The sequence below is a fragment of the Eubacterium sp. AF17-7 genome, from assembly GCF_003461285.1.
GTDB classification, from domain to species: Bacteria; Bacillota; Clostridia; order Lachnospirales; family Lachnospiraceae; genus Eubacterium_U; species Eubacterium_U album.
This window is the reverse complement of sequence record NZ_QTWU01000005.1, coordinates 66,937-90,921: the sequence shown is the minus strand read 5'-3', so window position 1 is coordinate 90,921 and position 23,985 is coordinate 66,937. Positions and strand designations below refer to the sequence as shown.

The 23,985-nt window shown below is 33.8% G+C and carries 24 protein-coding genes; 1 reads left to right on the top strand and 23 read right to left on the bottom strand.

Annotated elements, in window-relative coordinates:
- Positions 1 to 44: 44 nt before the first annotated feature.
- The 17 genes from DWW96_RS06920 to mtaB all read right to left on the bottom strand — a co-directional run bounded on the left by DWW96_RS06920 (position 45) and on the right by mtaB (position 16,739).
- The gene (locus DWW96_RS06920) at positions 45 to 305 is read right to left on the bottom strand and encodes a hypothetical protein (RefSeq protein WP_243003035.1); all 261 of its coding nucleotides are present in this window, start codon (positions 303 to 305) and stop codon (positions 45 to 47) included.
- 835 nt (positions 306 to 1,140) lie between these two features.
- The gene (gene tsf / locus DWW96_RS06915) at positions 1,141 to 2,235 is read right to left on the bottom strand and encodes a translation elongation factor Ts (protein ID WP_117909910.1); all 1,095 of its coding nucleotides are present in this window, start codon (positions 2,233 to 2,235) and stop codon (positions 1,141 to 1,143) included.
- A gap of 31 nt (positions 2,236 to 2,266) precedes the next feature.
- Positions 2,267 to 2,992, bottom strand: a complete 726-nt coding sequence (gene rpsB, locus DWW96_RS06910) for a 30S ribosomal protein S2 (RefSeq protein ID WP_117909909.1) — start codon at positions 2,990 to 2,992, stop codon at positions 2,267 to 2,269.
- 145 nt (positions 2,993 to 3,137) lie between these two features.
- A complete protein-coding gene (locus tag DWW96_RS06905) occupies positions 3,138 to 3,830 on the bottom strand; it encodes an MBL fold metallo-hydrolase (RefSeq protein ID WP_117909908.1) in 693 nt (230 codons plus the stop codon).
- 10 nt (positions 3,831 to 3,840) lie between these two features.
- Positions 3,841 to 4,209 carry a VOC family protein gene (locus tag DWW96_RS06900; protein ID WP_117909907.1) on the bottom strand — a complete coding sequence of 123 codons (369 nt, stop codon included), beginning with the start codon at positions 4,207 to 4,209 and terminating at the stop codon, positions 3,841 to 3,843.
- Entirely contained in the window at positions 4,210 to 6,294 is a 2,085-nt protein-coding gene (gene topA, locus DWW96_RS06895; RefSeq protein WP_117909906.1) for a type I DNA topoisomerase, read from the bottom strand.
- A gap of 27 nt (positions 6,295 to 6,321) precedes the next feature.
- Positions 6,322 to 7,413, bottom strand: coding sequence for a DNA-processing protein DprA (dprA, locus tag DWW96_RS06890; RefSeq protein WP_117909905.1), 1,092 nt, complete (start codon positions 7,411 to 7,413; stop codon positions 6,322 to 6,324).
- Positions 7,414 to 7,432: 19 nt separating this feature from the next.
- Positions 7,433 to 8,959, bottom strand: coding sequence for a YifB family Mg chelatase-like AAA ATPase (locus DWW96_RS06885; RefSeq protein ID WP_117909904.1), 1,527 nt, complete (start codon positions 8,957 to 8,959; stop codon positions 7,433 to 7,435).
- A 41-nt stretch (positions 8,960 to 9,000) separates the two neighbouring features.
- Complete coding sequence (sigK, locus tag DWW96_RS06880) at positions 9,001 to 9,633, bottom strand: RNA polymerase sporulation sigma factor SigK (protein WP_117909903.1); 633 nt, start codon at positions 9,631 to 9,633, stop codon at positions 9,001 to 9,003.
- Positions 9,634 to 9,709: 76 nt separating this feature from the next.
- On the bottom strand, positions 9,710 to 10,945 hold the full coding sequence (locus tag DWW96_RS06875) for a U32 family peptidase (protein WP_117909902.1): 1,236 nt from the start codon (positions 10,943 to 10,945) through the stop codon (positions 9,710 to 9,712).
- Between the two features lie 2 nt (positions 10,946 to 10,947).
- Positions 10,948 to 11,595: an O-methyltransferase gene (locus DWW96_RS06870; protein WP_022089224.1), complete on the bottom strand. Its 648-nt coding sequence runs from the start codon at positions 11,593 to 11,595 to the stop codon at positions 10,948 to 10,950.
- Positions 11,596 to 11,606: 11 nt separating this feature from the next.
- The gene (locus DWW96_RS06865; protein WP_117909901.1) at positions 11,607 to 11,999 is read right to left on the bottom strand and encodes a hypothetical protein; all 393 of its coding nucleotides are present in this window, start codon (positions 11,997 to 11,999) and stop codon (positions 11,607 to 11,609) included.
- 14 nt (positions 12,000 to 12,013) lie between these two features.
- A complete protein-coding gene (locus DWW96_RS06860; RefSeq protein ID WP_022089226.1) occupies positions 12,014 to 13,675 on the bottom strand; it encodes a ribonuclease J in 1,662 nt (553 codons plus the stop codon).
- A gap of 38 nt (positions 13,676 to 13,713) precedes the next feature.
- Entirely contained in the window at positions 13,714 to 13,965 is a 252-nt protein-coding gene (locus tag DWW96_RS06855; RefSeq protein WP_022089227.1) for a DUF1292 domain-containing protein, read from the bottom strand.
- A 338-nt stretch (positions 13,966 to 14,303) separates the two neighbouring features.
- Positions 14,304 to 14,723 carry a Holliday junction resolvase RuvX gene (gene ruvX, locus DWW96_RS06850; RefSeq protein WP_022089228.1) on the bottom strand — a complete coding sequence of 140 codons (420 nt, stop codon included), beginning with the start codon at positions 14,721 to 14,723 and terminating at the stop codon, positions 14,304 to 14,306.
- 355 nt (positions 14,724 to 15,078) lie between these two features.
- Positions 15,079 to 15,339 carry an IreB family regulatory phosphoprotein gene (locus DWW96_RS06845; protein ID WP_022089229.1) on the bottom strand — a complete coding sequence of 87 codons (261 nt, stop codon included), beginning with the start codon at positions 15,337 to 15,339 and terminating at the stop codon, positions 15,079 to 15,081.
- A 59-nt stretch (positions 15,340 to 15,398) separates the two neighbouring features.
- Positions 15,399 to 16,739 (bottom strand): tRNA (N(6)-L-threonylcarbamoyladenosine(37)-C(2))-methylthiotransferase MtaB, encoded by a 1,341-nt coding sequence (mtaB, locus tag DWW96_RS06840; protein WP_117909900.1) that lies wholly within the window; start codon positions 16,737 to 16,739, stop codon positions 15,399 to 15,401.
- A 116-nt stretch (positions 16,740 to 16,855) separates the two neighbouring features.
- Here mtaB and DWW96_RS06835 point away from each other — a divergent pair, with 116 nt between their 5' ends.
- Entirely contained in the window at positions 16,856 to 17,086 is a 231-nt protein-coding gene (locus DWW96_RS06835; RefSeq protein WP_022089231.1) for an HPr family phosphocarrier protein, read from the top strand.
- Positions 17,087 to 17,148: 62 nt separating this feature from the next.
- Here the strand turns inward: DWW96_RS06835 and thiI are convergent, their stop codons facing one another.
- From thiI to dnaJ, 6 genes are all read right to left on the bottom strand, one after another.
- Positions 17,149 to 18,333, bottom strand: coding sequence for a tRNA uracil 4-sulfurtransferase ThiI (gene thiI, locus DWW96_RS06830; protein ID WP_117909899.1), 1,185 nt, complete (start codon positions 18,331 to 18,333; stop codon positions 17,149 to 17,151).
- A gap of 12 nt (positions 18,334 to 18,345) precedes the next feature.
- Entirely contained in the window at positions 18,346 to 19,500 is a 1,155-nt protein-coding gene (locus DWW96_RS06825; RefSeq protein ID WP_117909898.1) for a cysteine desulfurase family protein, read from the bottom strand.
- A gap of 9 nt (positions 19,501 to 19,509) precedes the next feature.
- Positions 19,510 to 20,247 (bottom strand): 16S rRNA (uracil(1498)-N(3))-methyltransferase, encoded by a 738-nt coding sequence (locus tag DWW96_RS06820; RefSeq protein ID WP_117909897.1) that lies wholly within the window; start codon positions 20,245 to 20,247, stop codon positions 19,510 to 19,512.
- 14 nt (positions 20,248 to 20,261) lie between these two features.
- Positions 20,262 to 21,224, bottom strand: a complete 963-nt coding sequence (gene prmA, locus DWW96_RS06815) for a 50S ribosomal protein L11 methyltransferase (RefSeq protein ID WP_117909896.1) — start codon at positions 21,222 to 21,224, stop codon at positions 20,262 to 20,264.
- 279 nt (positions 21,225 to 21,503) lie between these two features.
- Positions 21,504 to 22,391, bottom strand: a complete 888-nt coding sequence (locus DWW96_RS06810; RefSeq protein WP_022089236.1) for a fibronectin type III domain-containing protein — start codon at positions 22,389 to 22,391, stop codon at positions 21,504 to 21,506.
- A gap of 356 nt (positions 22,392 to 22,747) precedes the next feature.
- Positions 22,748 to 23,899, bottom strand: coding sequence for a molecular chaperone DnaJ (gene dnaJ, locus DWW96_RS06805; protein WP_117909895.1), 1,152 nt, complete (start codon positions 23,897 to 23,899; stop codon positions 22,748 to 22,750).
- Positions 23,900 to 23,985 lie beyond the last annotated feature (86 nt).

Here is a 23,985-nt window from a genome sequence, read left to right as displayed (position 1 = left end):
TCTGTGCCTCCTTGCCTTTTTAGTCATCTATGTATCCTTCTTTCTTACTTTCCTAATAAATCTCTCATGCACGGAAAACAATATCTGCTGTTTTTTCCATATGGACATCCTACACATTTACTCTCCTGCTGCTTTTCTGTTTTTTGCTTTCCTGCTCCACATTTTTCATTATTAATACATCTGTTATCATTTCCCCAAAAATATTTGCATTTCATACAGCTTCTTAAATCTCTTTCCAATTTTTCTTTAGCATTGTTTTCTTTGCTATTTTTTCCCGGCTTTTGTTTTTTTGTGTTAATTCCCAACTATTCTGCTCCTTTCATATTCATTCATAGTACTGTGGGTTATTAACTATGTATGTGCACTGTGCTTATCTTTAAGCCCTCATCGCCCGTACACCTGGGAATTACAAACAAGCCACTTATGCGTTCACGACGCTTCCTTAAGAAACTATCTCCTCTGCCGCCATTTCGAGGATAAGGAGTTTCTTTCACTCCTCTGTGTTTTATTATCCTTCCGCTACATTTAATCTGTCCTGCTCGCTCCACCTTCATTTTTCAATCCTTCGGTTCTCTTCGCATTGCTATGAATGATTATCCAGACAGGTGCACCGGAATTTTACTCCTTACACTAATTATTCTGTGTAAGATATGAAATTCTTTCATAAATTTGTAATTGTTATTCAATTGTATTTTTAGGAAGCCAATTGCTTCCAGCACCATTATCATAATTCTAACTTTAATATTTAACCATTAACTGTAGTGGTGCATTTTTGTTTCTTTACACCTTTTTATGGTGTATTAATCTTTTTAGTTCCATATTTTGAACTGCTATAAAATATTTTATTAATAGAACGTTGTTCTCTTATTCGCATACATTTTTATTTCATTATTTTAATATTTAATAAATATTTCATAGCAATCCAATTTAGTTATTAACGAAGAATTAAGCAAACTCTTCTTTTAAAGTTGGTCCATTTTATCCGGACCAACTTTGGACCAAATTCGGTCCAACTTTTGTGATTAGTTATGATACTATGCGATAAGTTGTGTGTTCTCATTGGACGCAAAAAAACCCTTTAAACATAGTAACTTACCTACGCTTAAAGGGTTTTCTCTTATCTTATTATTCTACCTAGATTTATTTCATCTGTTTTGCTACTTCAGCTGCAAAATCTTCTTCTTTCTTTTCGATACCTTCGCCTGTTTCAAATCTGATGAAGCTCTTAAGTGCAACTGGAGCACCAACTTCTTTTGAAACTTCTGCTAAGTATGCTTTTACTGTCTGCTTTCCATCTGCAGCCATAACGTATGTCTGATCAAGAAGACATACTTCTTTTAACTGCTTAGAAATACGTCCTTCAACTAAACCGTTGAAGATCTTGTTAGCACAGATTTCTTCCTTCTTGCTCATTGAAATAGCTGCTAATGAAGCAATAGCTTCTTTTGAAAGGAAGTTGAATAAGTACTTGTCGTTCTGTTTTTCTTCTAAGATTGCTTTGTCTTCAGCGCTTAATGCATCTGTGCTTAATGCTTCAGCAAAGATATCTTTCTGAATTGGCTTTGGAAGTGATGCTACATCATTTAAAGCACTATCAATTGTGATTTCTCTCATCTTAGCAAGTTCATCATCTGAGATGTCTTCTCTGCTAATATACTGTGGACTCATAGCTGCGATCTGCATAGCGATAGTCTTCATTGATGCTTCAACAGTTTCGTTAGCCTGTGCATCAGCTTCTACTAATACACCAATCTTTCCACCAGCGTGGATGTATGATACAACAACACCGTCAGATACGATTTTCTTAAATCTTCTGATGTTCATGTTTTCACCAATAACAGCAATCTGTGATGTTAATTCGTCTTTTACAGTCTTTGATGTGTCAAGAGCCCATGGTTCAGCGTATAAAGCTTCAACGTCAGCTGCATCTGAGTTAACGATCTGCTTAACTACGTTAGCTACGAATGTCTGGAACTTTTCGTTTTTAGCTACGAAGTCAGTTTCTGAGTTTACTTCTACGATTGCTGCTTTTCCATCTTCAACTAATGTTGCAACAACACCTTCAGCTGCGATTCTACCTGATTTCTTTACTGCAGTAGCTTCGCCTTTCTTTCTTAATACTTCGATAGCTGCTTCCTGATTACCATCAGTTTCAACTAAAGCTTTCTTACAAGCCATAATTCCAGCGCCTGTTAATTCTCTTAACTCTTTTACCATTGCTGCTGTAATATCCATTACTATATCCTCCTATTTAGAAAAAATTTAATTATTCTGCTTCTGTTTCAGCTACTTCTTCAGCTACCATTTCTTCACCCTGGTTAGCTTCGATAACAGCATCTGCCATCTTAGCAACGATGAGTTTAACAGCTCTGATAGCATCGTCATTACCTGGAATAACGTAATCTAATTCTTCAGGATCGCAGTTTGTATCAGCGATACCGATTAATTTGATTCCAAGTGCATGAGCTTCCTGAATACAAATTCTTTCCTTCTTAGGATCTACTACGAAAATAGCGTCTGGGATTCTCTTCATATCCTTGATACCGCCAAGGTTCTTTTCAAGCTTATCCCATTCTTTCTTAATTTCGATAACTTCTTTCTTAGGAAGAACATCAAATGTTCCATCTTCTGCCATCTGTTCGATGTCTTTTAATCTCTTAATTCTTGACTGAATTGTCTTGAAGTTAGTAAGCATTCCGCCTAACCATCTTTCATTTACATAGTACATTCCACAACGTTCAGCTTCTGTCTTAACAGCTTCCTGAGCCTGTTTCTTTGTACCAACAAAAAGAATTGTACCACCATCAGCTGCGATATCAGCCATAGCCTTATAAGCTTCATCAACTTTACCTACTGACTTCTGTAAATCGATAATGTAGATACCATTTCTTTCTGTGTAAATGTATGGAGCCATCTTAGGGTTCCATCTTCTTGTCTGATGTCCGAAATGAACACCTGCTTCTAATAACTGTTTCATTGAAATAACGCTCATTTTTTTACCTCCATTTGGTTTTAATCTTCCGTCTGAATCCAATTCATCGGACAACCCCGAGCATGGGCACCGGTCCGATTTCATCAAACGTGTTTACTCTAACTTAGACATCTTATCATAAGTCATTTTATAATTCAAGCACTTTTTATTTACAAAAAACTGCCTTACTCACTATGTTTTCTCCACCATACTCATTTTTATATCTGTCTATTATTTCAGGTTCTCCCCAAAAATGCATAGGATAAATTTCATTTGCTCCAACATTTTTTATAAAATAGTCCATTCCCATATAATAGGCTTCTTCCTGTCTTGGATCAAGCGGTACGAAAGCAATATCTATCTTTCTTCCCTTCATGCTATCAATCTCTCTTTTAAAATTAACTTCCATATTTCGGTTCCAGGATTTTGGTTCTCCTTCCCAGTGCCACCAGTTCAAATCACCTGCATGATATATTGTTCCATCTTTTTCACTTACTATAAAAGCCACGCCCTCATCTGTTGATTTCAATGTTTCAACAACTATATCATCTATCTTGTATTTTTCATGAGCCTGAACTCTTATTATATTAAGTTGCTCAGTCATTTTTGATAATATAGCATTTTTCTTTATTTTCTTAACAACATCGTAAGATAAAATATATGTTACATTATCATGCTTAGTTGCTATATCAAATATTATTTTACTAAAATGATCATCATGAATATGGCTTACCATTACGTAAATTTTCTTGTCCGATTTTATGGCTTTATCTATGTTTCCACCAATATAGTCAAACAAATATATATAATTTCTGCTTTCAACCATAAAACCACTATGTTTTAAATACGTAACCTTCATTCATTTACCTCTATTTTGCTGGAACAATTTCTAACCAATATCCATCAGGGTCTTCAATAAAATAAATTCCCATTTCTTTATTTTCAAAACAAATGCATTCCATTTCTTCATGAAGTTTATGAGCTGCTTCCATATCATCTGTTTCAAATGCAAGATGGAATTCACAATCTCCAAGATTATAATTTCCTTCCCACTCTTTTAACCATGTTAATTCCAATTCAAAATCTGCTTCTTCGTTTGACATATAGACAATTATATATGAGCCGTCTTTTGCTTCTTTTCTGCGTGATTCTTTTAATCCTAAAGCTTTTGAATAAAATTCCATTGATTTATCTAAGTCAACTACATTGTAGTTTTCATGAACCATTTTAAATTTCATCTATTTTACTTCCTCTTTTTTCTTCAAATCTGTAACATATCCACATGTCGCGTCTGCGCATACTAACTTGTTTCCTTTTTCAAGCATATATCCACCGCACTCAGGACATTTTTCTGTAGAAGGTTTCTGCCATGACATAAAATCACATTCAGGATTGTCGATACATCCATAGTATCTTCTTCCCTTCTGTGTTTTTTTAAGAATAATTTCCTTTCCACATTTAGGACAAGGGATTCCTGTCTTTTCAAGATATGGTTTTGTATTTCTACACTCTGGAAATCCCGGACATGCAAGGAACTTACCGTGCGGTCCGTATTTGATAACCATTCTTCTTCCACATTCTTCGCATATTTCATCTGATTCTTCATCAGCAATTGTAATCTTTTCTAATTTCTTTTCAGCACTCTTTACAGCGGCATCTAAATCAGGATAGAAGTTTCTTATAACTGTCTTCCATTCTACTTTTCCTTCTTCCACCATATCTAAAAGTGATTCAACATTTGCAGTAAAGTTCAAATCTACAATTGCGCTAAATGCTGTCTTCATTACATTGTTAACCGCTTCTCCAAGTTCTGTTACATAAAGATTCTTCTTTTCCTTTGTAACATATCTTCTTGCAATAATTGTTGTAATTGTTGGAGCATAAGTACTTGGACGTCCAATTCCCTGTTCTTCTAATGCCTTAACAAGTACAGCTTCTGTAAAATGAGCAGGTGGCTGTGTAAAATGTTGATTTTCATTAAATTCAACTAATGACAATTCTGATTCTTTTGTAAGTTTTGCAATTACATTATCCGTTGTTACTTTTTCGCTGTCACTATCTGTATAAACCTGCATAAATCCCTGGAAGTTAAGCTTTGAAGTTGAAGCATTAAAAATGTATTTGTCTGCTGCAACTTTTACTGATGTAGTCTCATATACGGCACTTGCCATTCTACTTGCTACAAATCTCTTCCATATTAACTGATACAATCTGAATAAGTCTCTGCTAAGCTGTTCTTTAACCTCAGCAGGTGTAATATTTACATCTGTAGGTCTTATTGCCTCGTGAGCATCCTGTATCTTTTTATTAGATTTACCTGTATTAACTTCTTTTGTTATATTTTCAGCACCATATGTCTTGTCTATAAATTCTCTAACCTGAGTTTCTGCTGTATCTGAAATTCTTGTAGAATCAGTACGAAGGTAAGTAATCAAACCTATTGTTCCTCTTCCCTTAATATCCACACCTTCATACAACTGTTGTGCAAGTCTCATGGTTTTTTGAGTTGAAAAATTCAAAGTTTTTGAAGCTTCCTGCTGCAATGTACTTGTTATGAACGGAACCGGACTCTTTCTTGAACGGCTTCCCTTCTTTACATCCTTTACTGTAAATTCAGCATTCTGCAATTCTTTCACAATACCATCAAGCTGTTCTTTTCCGCTAATTTCCATTTTTCCATTTCTATCTCCGTAAAATTCAACTGTTAATGGTTTCTTTTCACCTTTTACATTTAAAGTTGCATTCATATCCCAATATTCTTTAGGTATAAATGAATTTATTTCTTCTTCTCTGTCACATAACATACGAAGTGCAACAGACTGAACTCTACCTGCACTTAATCCTCTTTTTATCTTAGCCCATAATAGCGGACTAATCATATATCCTACCATTCTGTCTAAAACTCTTCTTGCCTGCTGTGCGTCAACACGATTCATATCAATATCTCTAGGCTGTTTTAAAGATGCCTTTACTGCCGGCTTTGTAATTTCATTAAATGTTATTCTTGCTGTTTTTTTCATGTCAAGTTTCAATGCTGTTGCCAAATGCCATGAAATTGCCTCTCCTTCACGGTCAGGGTCAGTTGCAAGATATACTTTATCTGCTTTTTTAACCTGTCTTCTTAATTCTGCAAGTTTTCCACCTTTACCTCTGATGGTTATATATTTTGGTTCATAATCGTGTTCGATATCTATTCCGAGCGTACTTTTAGGTAAATCTCTAATATGACCATTTGAAGCTACTACTTCATAATTAGCTCCTAAAAATTTTTTAATTGTTTTAACTTTCGCCGGTGATTCCACTATAACTAAATACTTCGCCATAATTACCCCTTTATATTTTTATTTATGTCACACTACAACCCTTGCATAATAATTTTCCATTGGTTGTTCTACCATTCCATCTAGTTGTAACTGTAACAATATTTCTGATAAACGTTCATATTCAATGCCGGTTTTCTCTATCAATTCTGAGATGTTAATCGGCTGTAAACCTAACTCAATATACACCAAGGAAAAATCTTTTTCAAGTAAATTTTCTTGGGACGTTATTTTTGAAGCCCTATTTTTTTCTTCTATATGCAATTCTTCAAGTATATCTTTTGCCGATGTTAATACCCCTGCACCAACCTTTAAAAGCCTATTACAACCGCCACTTAAAGCGTCTCCAACTCTCCCCGGAAGTGCGTAAATATCTTTGCCCTGTTCTAATGCCCATTCCACAGTTATTAGCGAACCGCTTTTTTCTTTTGCCTCGATTACTGCTACTATATCCGCCAATCCACTTATTATTCTGTTTCTCTGCGGAAAATGCCAATTAAGAGGTTTGCTTCCCGGTGGATATTCTGAAATTATCCCACCATATTCTATAATATTTTCATAAAGTTCAATATTTTCTATCGGATACACAATATCAACTCCACATCCAACAATTGCAAAAGTTTTTTCTCCTCCTTCAATTGCTCCTAATTGACTGTATGTATCAATTCCTCTTGCCATTCCACTAATTATCTGCACTCCATTTTCACTCAGTTCTTTAGCTATACTTTTCGCCATATTTCTTCCATAATTACTGCACGCTCTTGCCCCAACCATTGCAACTGATTTTTTATCATTATCAGGTAGACTCCCTTTGTAAAAAAGGAAATATGGCTTATGGTCAAATATCCTTAATTTATCTGGAAATTCGTCGTCTTTAATTGTGACAAATTTTATATTATTCTTCTCTAATTCATCATAAAATCTGTTTTTGTCAAATTCAGTCTTTGCCTTAAGAATTGTCTCAACATCTTTCTTTGTAATATCTGTCATATTTAGTAATTTTTTCTCACTTGAATGATACAATTCTTCTATTCCATTTACACCTTTTAACAGTCTGTTTAACTTCGTATATTGTATATCTTTTACAGTTGAAATCCATGCAAAATAATCTCTTTCTTCCATATATATAGTATCCCCCTTTTTACTTCATCCAAGCCGGAGTTCTAAATGTCAAAGCCTTTGATATATCGCCCTTTGAAACATTTTTTCTCTCGTCCAAATCTGCTATCGTTCTTGCTACTTTTAATACCTTTCCATACGCCCTCATGCTCAATTTAAATTTATTAAAAATCTGTTCCATAAGTTCTTCTTCAGGCTTATTTAATTTACAAAATTCTTTAATATTTCTGCCATCTAACTGTCCATTGTAAGACACTGTTTCATTCTTATATCTTTCCCTTTGAATTTGTGCTGCTGCAATAACCCTTTCTTTCATCTTTTCTGAAGTTTTTTCACTTTTTTTAATATCCTTATACTCTACTCTGTTTAAATACACACATAAATCAAATCTATCTAATATAGGTCCACTTATTTTTGACAAATACTTATTAACCTCCCTTTGTGTACAGCTACATCTGTTTCTATCAGGATAATATCCACACTTACACGGATTCATTGATGCTATAAGTATCACATCTGCAGGAAATTCATAGCTTCCACTATTTCTTGAAAGCACAATTTTTTTGTCCTCTAATGGTTGCCTTAATGCTTCAATAACATTTCTCGAAAATTCAGGAAATTCGTCTAAATATAATACTCCACCATGAGCAAGGGTAACCTGTCCTACTTTTGGTTTCATTCCGCCGCCCGTCATTCCCGTTACCGTTGTAGTATGATGCGGACTGCAAAATGGTCTTTTATCCACTAGTCTTCCATCTAATTTCCCTGCTATACTATGAATCTTTGATATTTGTATTCTCTCTTCAAATGTCATATCAGGAAGTATTGTAGGAATAGTCCTTGCTATTACAGTTTTTCCGGCGCCCGGTGGTCCAACCATAAGCATATTGTGTCTTCCTGCTGCTGCAATCATCGCTCCTATTTTTCCCTGCTCCTGTCCACAAATGTCTGCAAAATCATAACTTTCCTCTATTTCTTCCTGAATCTTCTTTTCTTCAAAATTAGCTTTCTGCCTTAATATTTCCTCGCTCAATTCATCAGGATTCATATCTAACACATACACTAATTCTGCAAGATTTTTCACTCCTATTATCTCTATCCCTTCAATGGCTACACACTCTCCATAATTTTCTTCAGGAATGATGCATACTTTAATTTTCCTTGAAACTGCCATTAAAACCATAGGTAATATTCCATTAACCTTTATCACATCTCCATTTAAACTTAATTCTCCCGCAATCATAAATTTACTGACATCCTGTTTTACTATATCAAGTGCTTTAAGAATCGACGCAGATATTGGCAAATCAAAATAAGTTCCTGATTTTCTTATATCCGCAGGAGCCAAATTTATCGTTATTCTTCTTGGCGGAATCATAAATCCCGAATTCTTTATTGCGGTTCTTACCCTCTCTCTTGACTCTTTTATTTCTGACGATAAAAGGCCTACCATATCAAATGATGGCAAGCCACTACATACATCTGTTTCAACACAAATCGGTAAAACTTCCGTTCCCGTAATTGCACAACAATTAACTTTACTAACCATATACCCTCCAAACATTCCGTTATTATTTAGGTTATAAGTTATCACATTTTATATGAATAGTCAATTGCCGATTTTATTTTTTCTAATGCTCTCTTTTCAATACGACTTACATAGCTCCTTGAAATGTTTAAATCCTTACCAATTATTTTCTGCGTCTCGCTCTCCCTCCCGTTCATTCCATACCGCCGCTCTATTATTTCTCTTTCTCGTTTGGTCAGTTTATTTTCTACAATATCCCTAATCATTTCTACATTTTCCTGTCTTTCCATATTACTTATTACGTCCTCATTATCTGACTCAACAACATCTATAAGACATATTGTATTTCCTTCTTTATCTGTTCCTATTGGTTCATTTAGCGATACGTCCCTGCTTCTTTTTTTCTCATTTCTAAACATCATTAGCATTTCATTTTCAATGCATTTTGCCGCATAGGTTCCTAAACGGTTTCCCTTATTTATATCATATGAATTTATTGCCTTTATAAGGCCTATTATTCCAATGGAAATTAAATCTTCATTATCTCTCTCACCCGAATATTTTTTTGCTACATGTGCAACAAGGCGTAAATTACTCTCTATTAATATATCCTTCGCCAGCTTATCTCCCTGTGCATATCTTTCCAGATATTTTTTCTCTTCCTTTGGTGTCAAAGGCTCTTTAAATGTCTTCAAAAAAGGCACCTCGTCACATGCTTTATACATTTTATGCACAAATCATATAACGGGTGCCTGTCATTTCTTATTTATTTTACGCAGTTACAACATCTTTTTTTCTAAGAATATCTCCAAGTTCTAAATCAATTCCTAAATCAATAAATAATTTTTGTTGTGGATGTGGACAACTTTCCATTTCATTTCCTTCTTCATCCTGAATTGAAATAACTTTAACTTCAATGTCCCTTCCATCCTTTTTCATAACCTCGATTGTATCTCCAACACAGAATTTATTTTTTTGAGTTATTGTATATTTATGTTCTCCAACTTTTTCACCAACAAGTCCTAAATAAACATAATTTCTTTCATATACATTTTTATCATATATCTGCGTTGTCTCGTCCGGTTTTCCAAAGAAAAATCCGGTTGTATACTGTCTGAATGTACACTGTGAAATTAACTCCCTGTACTTATCAAGGTTTGCATAATACTTATCAGGGCTTTCTAAATAATCATCGATTGCCATTCTGTATGTTCTTGCAACTGTTCCAACATAAAGTGCTGTTTTCATTCTTCCTTCAATTTTAAAGCTGTCAATCCCGGCATCTATAAGTTCAGGAATATGCTCTATCATACACAAATCCTTTGAGTTAAAAATATATGTTCCACGTTCATTTTCATAAACAGGCATATACTGTCCCTGTCTTGATTCTTCCATAACGGCATATTTCCATCTGCACGGATGAGTACATGCGCCTTTATTTGCATCACGCCCTGCCATAAAACTTGATAAAAGACATCTTCCTGAATAAGAAATACACATTGCGCCATGAACAAATGTTTCGATTTCCATGTCATCAGGAATATGTTCTCTTATTTCTTTTATTTCCTTCATTGATAATTCTCTTGCAGTTACAACTCTCTTAGCTCCAAGATTGTACCAGAAATTATATGTTCCATAATTTGTATTATTAGCCTGAGTGCTGATATGAATTTCAGTATCCGGAAGCATTTCTTTGGCAATTGTAAATATTGCAGGGTCAGCGATTATAAGTGCATCCATATTTACTGTTTTTAAATCTTCAAAATAAGCTCTTACAGGCTCTAAATCTGCATTGTGGGCAAGTATATTTGCAGTAACATATACTTTCACATTATGTTCATGTGCAAATTTTACACCTTCCCGCATTTCTTCTAATGAAAAGTTTTTCGCTTTTGCTCTAAGTCCAAATACTTCTCCACCAATATATACGGCATCTGCCCCATATTTTACTGCTGTTTTTAAAACTTCCAGACTGCTTGCCGGAATTAATAATTCTACATTTCTCATATTTATCTCTTCTTTACACTTATTGTTATTCCATCTCCAATTGGAACGATGGATGTTTCTAACTGTTCATTGTTCTTTACTTCATACATATATTCCCGCATTCGTTTATGAATTGTTCTGTCTCTTCTTCTTACAACATATTTAGATTCTATCAAATCACCTTCCTGAAGAACATTGTCAGTAATTAGTACTCCTCCTGTTTTCATTAATCTTAAAACATGCGGAAGAAAATTAATATACTGAGCCTTTGCCGCATCCATAAATACAAAGTCAAAGCTATCATCTTTTAGTGTAGGCATAATTTCCAACGCATCTCCTTCTAAAAGAGTAATCACATTTTCTTTTCCTGCTTTTTTTATATTTTCTTTTGCGATAGGAATTCTTTTTTCATAATTTTCTATTGTAGTAATTTTTCCATCTTCATCTAAACATTCACTAATTAAAATGGCTGAGTACCCAACTGCGGTACCCAGCTCTAATATTCTTTTAGGTTTTTTTATTGCCAGAATAACTCTTAAGAAACTTTCCATTTCTTTTCTGATAATCGGCACATTGTCCTTATGAGCCTCTATTTCTATCTGCTCTAAAACCTGACTATTATTTTTTTCCAACGAATGCATATATGATACAATTCTTTCATTTACTATCATATCAACCTCTCTTATTCCGTTGTTGTCTCTTCTTCATCAGTTTTACCTTCACTTTTGATAACTTTTAATATTTTTTCACCATTATCAGAAGTATTGAAAGTATATGTTCCTGGCTTTACAACCTTTACTTCATATATAAATGACTGAACCCATAATACTTTATCATCATTTATAATTCCGTATTCTTCTAATGTCTTTGCAAAATCTTTTATCGATGTGTTCTTAGTTACTTCAATTGTCATATCCATCCCAGGTGCAGGTGCTGCTCCCTTGTCTGTGAATAACTGTCTGCCAAATACAAAAGCTGCTGCTGCAAAATAGTAAATGACAACAAACATCACCAAATATTTTAATACTTTACTCATAACTCTTGCAAAGCCTTCTGATGTTTTTCGCCTAACCATAAGCTCCTCCCGGATTATTCAACTTCCATGATTATTGGAAGAATCATTGGATTTCTCTTCATCTTCTTCCATAAATATTCACCTAAACTATCTTTTACAACCATTTTAATTTTACCCCAGTCAACTGAGTTTTTACTTAAACAGTTGTCTAATGCTTCTGCCACAACTTCCTTTGCTTCGTCAATAAGATTTTCTGACTCTCTTACATATACGAAACCTCTTGTTACAATATCAGGTCCTGCAAGTAACTGATTTGTATATTTTTGCAAAGTAAGTACCACAATTATAATTCCGTTTTCAGCAAGATTCTGTCTGTCTCTAAGAACGATGTTACCTACATCACCTACTCCAAGACCATCAACTAATACGGAACCTGCAGGGACTTTTCCTGTAATCTTTGCATCATTTTCATCAATACTTAAAACATCCCCTGATTTCATAATAAATACATTTTCTTTAGGAATTCCTAATTTCTGAACTAACTGTCCATGAACCATTAAATGTCTGTATTCACCATGTACAGGTATTGCATATTTAGGTTTTAACAGAGAATATATTAATTTAATTTCTTCCTGACACGCATGCCCTGAAACATGTGTATCCTGGAAAATAACCTCTGCCCCCTTCATATATAATTCATTAATTACTTTACTTACAGCTTTTTCATTTCCAGGGATAGGTGTTGAACTAAACACAATAGTATCTCCCGGTTTAATACTTACTTTTCTATGAAGTGATGCTGCCATTCTTGAAAGGGCTGCCATTGATTCTCCCTGACTTCCTGTTGTAATAAGTACCAACTGGTCATCAGTATAATTTTTCATTTCTTCAATATTAATCAATGTATTATCAGGTATCTTTAAATATTCCAATTCTTTTGCAACTGAAATAATATTAACCATACTTCTTCCTTCTACTACAACTTTTCTGTTGTATTTGTCAGCTGAATTGATAATCTGCTGAACTCTGTCTACATTTGATGCAAATGTAGCAATAATAATTCTTGTCTTAGGATGTTCTGAAAAAATGTGGTCAAATGTTGCACCAACCGTACTTTCTGAAGGTGTAAATCCAGGTCTTAATACGTTTGTACTGTCACACATAACTGCCAATACGCCTTTTTTTCCTAATTCACTAAATCTTGCTAAATCAATTGCATCACCAAATACAGGTGTATAATCTACCTTAAAGTCACCTGTATGAACAATAACACCAACAGGTGTATGAATGGCAAATGCTGCCGCATCAGCTATACTATGGTTTGTCTTAATAAATTCAACTCTGAATTTACCTGCATTTATGTTCTGACCATATTTAACTACTTTTCTTTTAACTATATCTTTGATCTGATGTTCTTCAAGCTTTCCTTCTATAATTCCCATTGTAAGTTTTGTTGCATACAATGGTGCACTGATTTCTTTTAAAACATATGGTAACGCACCAATATGATCTTCATGTCCATGTGTTATAAAAAATCCTTTTATCTTGTCCTTATTTTCTCTTAAATAAGTAATGTCCGGTATTACTAAATCTATTCCAAGCATATCATCATCCGGAAATGACAATCCGCAATCGACTACTATTATGCCATCTTCATATTCAAAAGCTGTCATATTCATTCCAATCTGCTCTAAACCGCCTAATGGAATTATTTTCAACTTTCCAGTCTCGCTCATTAATATTTCCCTCCTATATTTCTCCGTTCATATTCGTATTATACTAAATCTACATCTTCTAATAGTTCTGAAAAAATCTTTCCGATATATCCTACTTCATCTTCATCTAAAACTACTTCATAAACAGCTTCTTCACTACTATCATCTGATGTGTCCTTAAAAATATATGCTATCTCTTCATCTTCTTTTTCAACAAGAATATATTTTATATTATTTACTTTTGTTTCTAATAAAACTGTGAATTCTTCATTTTCACCCTGCTCATTTTTGAAAATTATCTTTCCATCCATTTGACTATATCTCCTCCTGAAAAATATGTAATACCCCCGCCCTTCGGTCGGCGGCTATTCGTCGGAAACATTTATAGAAAATGAACTTCGTTCATTTTGTTTCCTCCTATTACTTTTCTATACTAACTTTGGTATCTGCAAAGTACTTAATTAGGCATTTATAATTATTATTTATAATTATAAACATTCCTATCCTTCACGAAATAATACCTTCATTTTTTAATTAATCTAACTATTTATCTGCGTACATTCCATCAAATTAATGATTTTTCCTGACAGTTAATAAAAATATCTATACATAGTCTGTTATGAAAAGTCATATTCCTACCATATAACTTTTAACGATGCGAATTAAGATAATCCTCTAGAATAATTGTGGCAGCAATCTGGTCAACATATTTGTATCTGTCTTCCCTTTTTATTCCTGCTTCATTCATTATTTCATATGCTTCAACCGTTGTTAATCGTTCGTCCTGAAAAATAATCTCCACTCCGCTTCTACGTGTAAGCATATCTGCAAATTCTTTTGTCTTTTCAACTCTTTCACCTGAACTTCCATCCATATTTACAGGTAATCCTAATACTATTAATTCAACATCATTTTCTTTAATAATTGTCTCTATTCTTGAAAGAGTCTTTCTTAATTTATTAGGTGATTCCCTTCTCACTATTTCCATGCCCTGTGCAGTCATCCCTAACGGATCTGTAATTGCAACTCCTACTGTCTTTGAGCCAAAATCAAGTCCTAATATTCTCATTATAACATTTCTCCTTTAAGCATACAGAATAAGCCCTGCCAAACCGTGGGCTCGCAAGCGCAGTCGCATTTTGGGGCTTTTGCTAATCGGCTTCGCCGCTTACGCTTTCGCCAGCTCGAAACATTTGTTTCTCGCTGTTCTTGCGCCCGGCTCATGCGACTCTGCGCAAGCGCAGTCGCATTTCCGGGCTTTTGCTAATCGGCTTCGCCGCTTACGCTTTCGCCAGCTCGAAACATTTGTTTCTCGCTGTTCTTGCGCCCGGCTCATGCGGCTCTGCGCAAGCGCAGTCGCATTTCCGGGCTTTTGCTACAAAAAAGAGTTTCTTCAATGAAACTCCCATTTGTATAGCCGTTGCTTATTTTAATTTGTTGTTGATATAATACTTAACTGTTTCTTCAATTAATTCATCGCGTTCTACTTTCATAATAAGGCTTCTGGCATTATTATGACTTGTAATGTATGTAGGATCTCCGGACATAATATAACCTACAATCTGGTTAACCGGATTGTATCCTTTTTCTGCTAACGCCTGATATACTCTTTCTAAAATCTCTTCAACGCCTAACTTCTGTTCCTGTGGAACTTTGAAGTATTGTGTGTTTCCTAAATTACTCATCTTATCCCGTCCTTTTGCCCTTTTGGCATTTTCCATGTACCTTTATACTAATATAAAACTTATATTGTGGCAAGCATTATTTCCTTGCCCACACCTTTTTTTTCAATATTTTCACAATTTAAACACTCATTTACAAATCCAATTAATGAAACGTTTTTAACGTCTCCTGATATGTCTTTGTCACTCTTCATTATAACCTTAATATATTCTTTTGTGTGACCTACCCAATAATTTTCTCCTGCTACATTAATTATTTCTTCAAACAATACGCTTACCTTTTTTCCTATAAATTTTCTTCTATATTCCATTGTAAGCTTTTCGCCAACTTTAATCAAATCCTCGCTTCTTTCTGTCTTTACAGGCTCTGGAATCTGATTTTCCATTTTTGCAGCAACAGTACCATCTCGTTTTGAATATTTAAATACATGCAATTCTGAAAATCTTACTTTTTTTACAAATTCTCTTGAGATTTCATAATCTTCCTGCGTTTCACCTGGAAATCCAACGATTACATCCGTTGTAAATGCCGGATTGTCAAAATATTTTCTTAAAAGTTCGCATTTTTCAAAATATTCGTCAGATGTATAATGTCTATTCATTCTTTTTAATGTATTATCACATCCACTCTGCATTGACAAATGAAAATGCGGACATATTTTATCAACTTTTGCTAATCGTTTTGCAAAATCCTCAGTCACGATATTTGGCTCAAGAGAACCTAATCTTATTCTTTCAACACCTTCAATTCCGGCAATCATTTCAACAACATCTATTAATTTATTTTCATTATTGCCATATGAACTTAAATGAATACCTGTAAGTACGATTTCTTTAAATCCTTTTTGTGCAAGTTCTGTAACTTCCTGTTTTATATTGTCAAATTCCCTACTTCTGATTCTTCCTCTTGCATAAGGAATTATACAATATGAACAGAACTGATTACATCCATCCTGAATTTTTATATAAGCTCTGGTGTGTTCTGTTACGGTTGCCAGCTCTAACTCTTCATATTCATTTGTAGCATTTATATCAATTACATTTTTATTATATTTGTTATCATCAAAATATTTTTGAAGTTCTTCAACTATATCTTTTTTCTTATTATTTCCAATAAGAATGTCAACAGACAAATCTTCTAACAATTTTTCTGTTGCTGTCTGAACATAACATCCTGCTGCAACTACTACTGCATCTTCATTCATTTTCTTAGCTTTATGAAGCATTTGTCTCGATTTTCTATCTGCCATATTTGTAACTGAACATGTATTTATAATATACACATCGGCCTTTTCATTAAATGGTACAATTTCGTAACCGGCATCTTCCAGCTTTTGTGCCATTGCCTCAGTCTCATATGCATTTACTTTACATCCTAAATTATGTAATGCTACTTTTAACATTTTTACAAACTCCAAACAATTTTTTTGATTAAATTTTGTATACTTTTATCATTGCCCTATTATCAGCCTCGTGTTAATATTGACGTATAAAAATATATTTAAGAGAGGTATTTATTATGAAAACAGTTACAATCAGCTTAAATTCAATTGATAAAGTAAAAGCTTTCGTAAATGACATAACAAAATTTGATTCTGATTTTGATTTAGTATCAGGTCGTTATGTAATTGATGCAAAGTCAATTATGGGAATTTTCAGTCTTGATCTTTCTAAACCAATTGACTTAAACATCCATAGCGAAGATGACGTTAACGCTATTTTAGATGTTTTAAAGCCATATCTTGTATAATTGATGTTGCTAAAAAAGCAGGCAGGTTTGCCTGCTTTTTTATTACCCTCTTTTTTATTTAATTAGTCTCTTCTTATCTCGATTAATTCTGCAGTTTCAACTGCTTCCTTAAACATTCTGTCAATTTCTTCTTCCAAATGTGTTTCTGATCTTTTAATAATATTTATATTTGGTTTAGTAACCGGATGTTTAGCAACAAATGTTGTACAACAATCCTCATATGGAAGGATAGATGTTTCATATGTTCCAATCTTTAATGAAATATCTACTATTTCCTGCTTATCAAATGCAATTACAGGTCTGAATACCGGCATAGTACATACTTCATTTGTAGCTGCAAGGCTTTGCATTGTCTGACTTGCAACCTGTCCTATACTTTCTCCTGTTACAAGTCCTAATGAGCCTTCTTTATTTGCAAAATACTCTGCAATTCTCATCATATATCTTCTCATAATGATAGTTAACTCATCATGTGGACATTTGTCATAAATATACATCTGTATATCTGTAAAATTAACTACATATAAATTCATTGGTCCTGTATACTTTGATATGATTTTTGCCAAATCGACAACTTTCTGTTTTGCTCTTTCAGATGTGTATGGTGGTGCATGGAAATATACTGCATCAATATGCACTCCACGTTTTGCAACCATATATCCTGCAACAGGGCTATCAATTCCTCCTGATAATAAAAGCATACCATTTCCGGCTGTTCCAACAGGCATTCCACCCGGTCCCGGAATTATCTTTGAATAAATATTAATTTTATTTCTTATCTCGATATTAATTACAATATCAGGATTATGAACATCCACCTTCATTTCAGGGAATGCATCTAAAATTACGCCTCCCATTTCCATGTTAATTTCCATGGAATCCATTGGATAATTCTTTCTGCTTCTTCTGGCTGCAACCTTAAATGTAAGATTTTTATCTTCATAGTTATCTTCGATATGTTTTATTACATGTTTAGCTAAATCTTCAAATCCATTGTCCTCTATCTGCATCATTGGGCAAATGCCTACAATACCAAACACATATTGTAATGCTTCAATTGCTTCATCCATATCGCAGTCAGATTCTGTAGTAACATAAATTCTTCCTGCTTCTTTTGTTACAACAAACTCTCCATCTACACGTTTCAATGCAATCTTTGCCTGTTTAACAAGGGCATTTTCAAACAAATATCTGTTTTTTCCCTTTATACCAATCTCGGCATATTTAATCAAAAGTGATTGTGTCATTTTACTCTCCTTCTATCTTCTAACGTATTTTCTTAGCATAGGTAACAAGCTGTTTAACTGTTCCCCACAATATTCTATTTCTTCAATAGTGTTTAATGTGCTAAAACTAAATCTTACAGTTGATTCTAACAAATCTTTATCTATATTCATAGCTTTTAAAGTAGCACTTACTGCCGGTCTGTTAGATGAGCATGCTGAGCCGGCTGATATATAAATACCTCTTTCTTCTAACGCATGAAGAAGTACTTCACTTCTTACGCCTCTAAAACTTGCACTTACAATATGCGGTGCACCTTTTTTCCCTTTCTGACTGTTTACAGTAACATCTTCCATTTCATTTAAAATATCAATAAGTCTGTCTTTTAAGGAAATAAGTTTGTCCACCTTTTCATCAAAATTTTCATAAGCTGCTCTTGCCGCTTCACCAATTCCTGCAATACCAGGCACATTCTCTGTACCTGAACGCATTCCTTTTTGCTGTCCGCCACCAAATATAATTGGCGATATTTTTGTTTTGTCTTTTATATATATAAATCCTGAACCTTTTGGTCCATGAATTTTGTGTCCGCTTACAGTAAGAATATCTATATTTAGCTTTTTAGGTTTTATGTCTAACTTTCCAAATGCCTGAATAGCATCAACATGGAATACAACATCTTTTTTTACTGACTTAATATATTTTCCAATTTCTTCAATAGGTTCTATTGCACCTACTTCATTATTTACAAACATAACAGAAACAAGAATTGTATTTTCATTCATAGCATTTTTAAGGCTTTCCATAGCTACAATGCCTTTGTTATCTACAGGTAGATATACAATCTCAAATCCCTGTTCTTCTAAGTATTTCATCGTTGCCTCAACAGAAGAATGTTCAATTTTTGTAGTTATTATTCTATTTCCTGCTCTTTTATTTGCATTAGCGCTTCCTATTATTGCAAGGTTATTCGACTCTGTGCCACCTGATGTAAAATATATTTCTTTCGGGTCTGTTTTTAATATTTTTGATATATTTTCCTTGGCCTGCTTAATATATTTTTCAGCATTTACACCTACCATATGCATAGATGATGGATTTCCATAATCCTGCGTCATAACTTTTACAACTATATCTTTTACATTTTCTGTCACTACTGTTGTGGCTGAATTATCAAAATACGCTTCCATTTTTGCTCCTTATTCTTCCATCATAAACATAATTACTGACATAATAGCCATGCCTGCCGTTTCAGTTCTTAAAATTCTTTTCCCCAAAGTTATTGGAGTTCCATTTTTCTCCATAACGGCATTTACTTCCTCTTTAGCAAATCCTCCCTCAGGTCCTATGAAAATTCCAACAGATGTGTCTTTTTTTAAGCCTCTAATGATATTTCTTGTCTTTTCCATATCATCTGCTTCTTCATACGGCATTATAATCATGTCTAATTCTTTAGCCATATCGATTGCCTGTTTAAATGTGCAGACATCATTTACTCTAGGAATTATTCCTCTTTTACTTTGTTTTGCTGCACTTTCTGAAATGGCATTCCATCTTTTCACTTTATTGGCTGCCTTTTTTGCATCTAACTTTACTATTGACCTTTTTGTACTTACCGGCACAATTCCATAAACTCCAAGTTCTACCATTTTCTGTATTACTGTTTCCATTTTATCGCCTTTAGGCAATCCCTGAAACAAATATACTTTTATAGGCAATTCTCTTCCCGGTCCGTTTATATCTAATATTTTTGCTTCAACTTTTTCATCATCCATATTTAAAATGCTGCAGACATATTCCTTATCATTTCCATCGCTAATAAGGATTTCTTCTCCGATTTTCATACGAAGAACATTTTTTATATGATTAACATCACTACCTGTAACTAAAATAGTATCTTCTAATATATTTTCGGCATTAACAAAAAATCTATACATTCTATACCACTCTTTTAATCTAAAATCTTCTGTGCCATAATTGCACGCCAGTCACCTTGATTTACTGTTTCCATAAATTTTAATTTGTGATTTTTCTTTATGGCATCAACTACATCTTCTTCTTTCATGTAAATAATCCCTGATGAAATAAATATTCCACCTTTCTTTAAGAATTTATCTACGATTGCTGATATTGGAATAATTACATCTGCTAATATATTTGCAACAACTACATCATATTTATTAAATCCGACTTTTTTCTGTAATTCTTCATCATCTATAATATTTCCATCATACAAATCAATGTCATCCATCGCAATATGATTTACCTGGAAATTTTCTTTTGATGCAGTAATTGCAGCCGGATCAATGTCAGTCATTGCCATTTTACCTGCCTCTAATTTTTTTGCAACTATAGATAAAATACCGCTTCCACATCCTAAATCAAGGACTGTATCACCATGTTTTACATATTTTATTAGCTGATTGATGCAAAGTTGAGTTGTTTCATGTTTTCCTGTTCCAAACGCAGTCCCGGGATCAATTTCAATCATCTTCATATCTTTATGAGCTTCATCAATTTCTTCCCATGTAGGTTTAATATAAAATTCTCCTACAGTAAAAGCTTTAAAAAACTGTTTCCAATTATTAACCCAGTCAATGTCTTCTGTTATATCTTTTTCTATTGTTCCCTCTCCAACATTTATAAATAATGATGCTTCTTTTAATTTTTCTCTAACTTTATGAAGTAATGCTTCATCGTCATTATCTTCCTCTGTATAAAAACTTATATATGCTGTTCCATCATCTTTAGGAAGTGTTGGAAGATAATCTATAAACATTGCCTTCTTGTCCTCTTCTGATAAAGGCACATTGTCTTCTATCTGTATTCCATCTATCCCAAGTTCAATCATCAAACCACTTATATAATCTATAGCTTCTGTTGTTGTTTTTAACGTATATTTATTCCATTTCATAAATAAAATCCTCTCTTAAACCACAAAACATCATTTTATTATAAACGCTAAAACTTTTTAATGCAACCTTTCATAAATATCCATTTCAGCCTTTTATAAATATCCCTTTTAGCCTTTTCACTTTTTATTTCTCCATAAACTGTATGTTACAAAGTGGAACATACATCGCCGGGCACGCCAATATAAAAGAAACCTTATAAAAAGGAATTCTTCCTAATTATAAGGTTTCTCTTGTTTATTTATTATTGCAATTCAAACAGTTTATATATGTAGCTTTAATTATTTAACCTTAACTACTTTCTTAGCACTCCATTCTTTGCTCTGCTTTCCATTCTTGTTTACAACAGCAACTCTAACGTAGTATTTCTTTCCACTTGTAAGATTCTTTAATGTTGCATTTGTCTTAGCCGTAACAACTTTCTTTGCACCAGCCATACTGCTCTTTGTTGAATACTGTACAACATATTTCTTTGCTACTGCACTCTTGTTAATAGTAACCTTAGCTACGCCTTTCTTAGCTCTTACTTTCTTAATTGTTGTAGCAACCTGTTTTACTGAAATGTTAGAACATTTTACAGATGATGAAAATGTAGGATCTCCATCCTTTGGTAATGTAACTAAACCATTGTAAAGACCTGCTAACTGTTCATCTTCTCTGTCACCCATTTCTCCGCCAACGCCAAAGTATAATGAAAGATGTCCACTATAATTCTTAGCCAAAGTAAAATCTAATGTTACTGTCTGTTCTTTATCCTGCTGTAACTGTACCCACTTAAATGCTAATGGAGCCTTATCAGGTTCGTATGCATTAGGATCATCTCCTTCAACCTTAACAAGAACCCATTTATCTAAATTAGTTGCTTTAAGTTTACAACTTACTGTATATGACTGGCCTTTCTGGTACTTAAGGTTTTCATTCTTAATCTGAGCTCCCCAGATTCCACCCCAGCCAATTGAATCCATATCGGCTGTCCAAGATGACTTAGAATTTTCTGTCAAAGCTCCTTCTGCTCCTTCAGCCCATCCTGATGAAGCACCAAAGTAACTGTCCCATTCATTCTTAATTAATTCTGTTTTAGCTGCCTGAGTTGGTACTGCAGGTACTACTGCGATAGCCATTGCTGCTGCCATTGCTAATGTGGCGATTTTCTTTAAATTCTTTCTCATTTCAATTTTCCTCCTGAACTTTATAACTATTATACAGTCAGTATAGTTAAAAACGTTTCAAAAGTCAACATATTTTATTATAAACCACTTATTTTTTTGCTTGTTTTTGTACAATTTGACTATTAGTGATTACTCTCATTGGTTTTATTGTTCACAAAAACTTTTTTTTGCAATTTTTTCTTGTTTTATTGTTACTTAATTTAATATATACATTACTTATTTCTTCTTTATTTATTTAAATGATTGTTTTAATATTTTCTAACTTATAAAATTTTTTTCAAATTTTTAATATATAAAAATACGGATATAAAAGCAATTTTACTTTTATATCCGCAATATTTCTTTTTTCTAATCTCTTAATCTAGTTTAAATTTATCTTTAAAGCTCTTTTTCTTTGGCTTTTCATCTTCACTTTGGTTTAGTGTATTTCCTGATACTTTGTCTAACTGTTTAATTAACTCTTTTTGTTCATGAGTCAATTTTTCAGGTACTCTTACAATCAAAGTTGTATATTGATCACCACGAACTGCTTTATTTCTAATACTTGGAACACCTTTTCCTTTTAATCTGATTCTTGTTCCTGTCTGTGTTCCCGGTTTTATGTTAAACAATACATCTCCATCTACAGTGTTAACTCTTACATCTCCTCCTATTGCTGCCTGTGCAAATGAGATTGATGTATTTGTATATAAATCCATTCCATTTCTTTGGAAGTTTGGATTGCCTATAATTCTAACCTGTACTAATAAGTCTCCTCTTGGTCCGCCATTTCTTCCAGGTTCACCTTTTTCTCTGATTCTTACACTCTGTCCGTCATCAATACCTGCCGGAATTGTAACTGCAATCTTTTTAAGACTTGAAGTATATCCTGTGCCGTGACATGTTGCACATTTATCCTTTATAACCTTACCTGTTCCGTTACATTCAGGACATGTTGTAATATTCTGCATTGTTCCAAAGAAGCTCTGCTGTGTTGTAACTACCTGACCTCTACCTCCGCATCGGCTACATGTTTCAGGTTGTGTTCCAGGCTTTGCACCTGTTCCATGACATGTTGTACATTCATCTTTAAGATTAAGACTTAATTCCTTTTCGCATCCAAATACAGCTTCTTCAAATGTTATTCTGACTGAAGCACGAATATCTGCTCCTCTCATAGGACCATTGCTGTTTCTTGAACTACGTCTGCCTCCGCCAAATATATCTCCGAATATGTCTCCAAATATATCTCCAAAGTCTGCAGAATTAAAATCAAATCCTCCGGCTCCTGCTCCTGCGCTTCCATCAAATGCTGCATGACCGAATTGATCATACTGACGTCTCTTATCAGCATCACTAAGTACAGCATATGCCTCTGATGCTTCTTTAAACTTCGCCGCAGCTTCTTCCCCAGGATTTACGTCCGGGTGATATTTCTTAGCCAATTTTCTATATGCGCTTTTTATTGTGGCTTCGTCAGCATTTTTATCAACGCCTAATACCTCATAATAATCTCTTTTTTCCGCCATTTTTATCACCTTTCATATTAGTATGAATAAATAATCTGCAAATAAAACACGGATGTCATACCCTAGTCCTATTTTCATTATTTTTA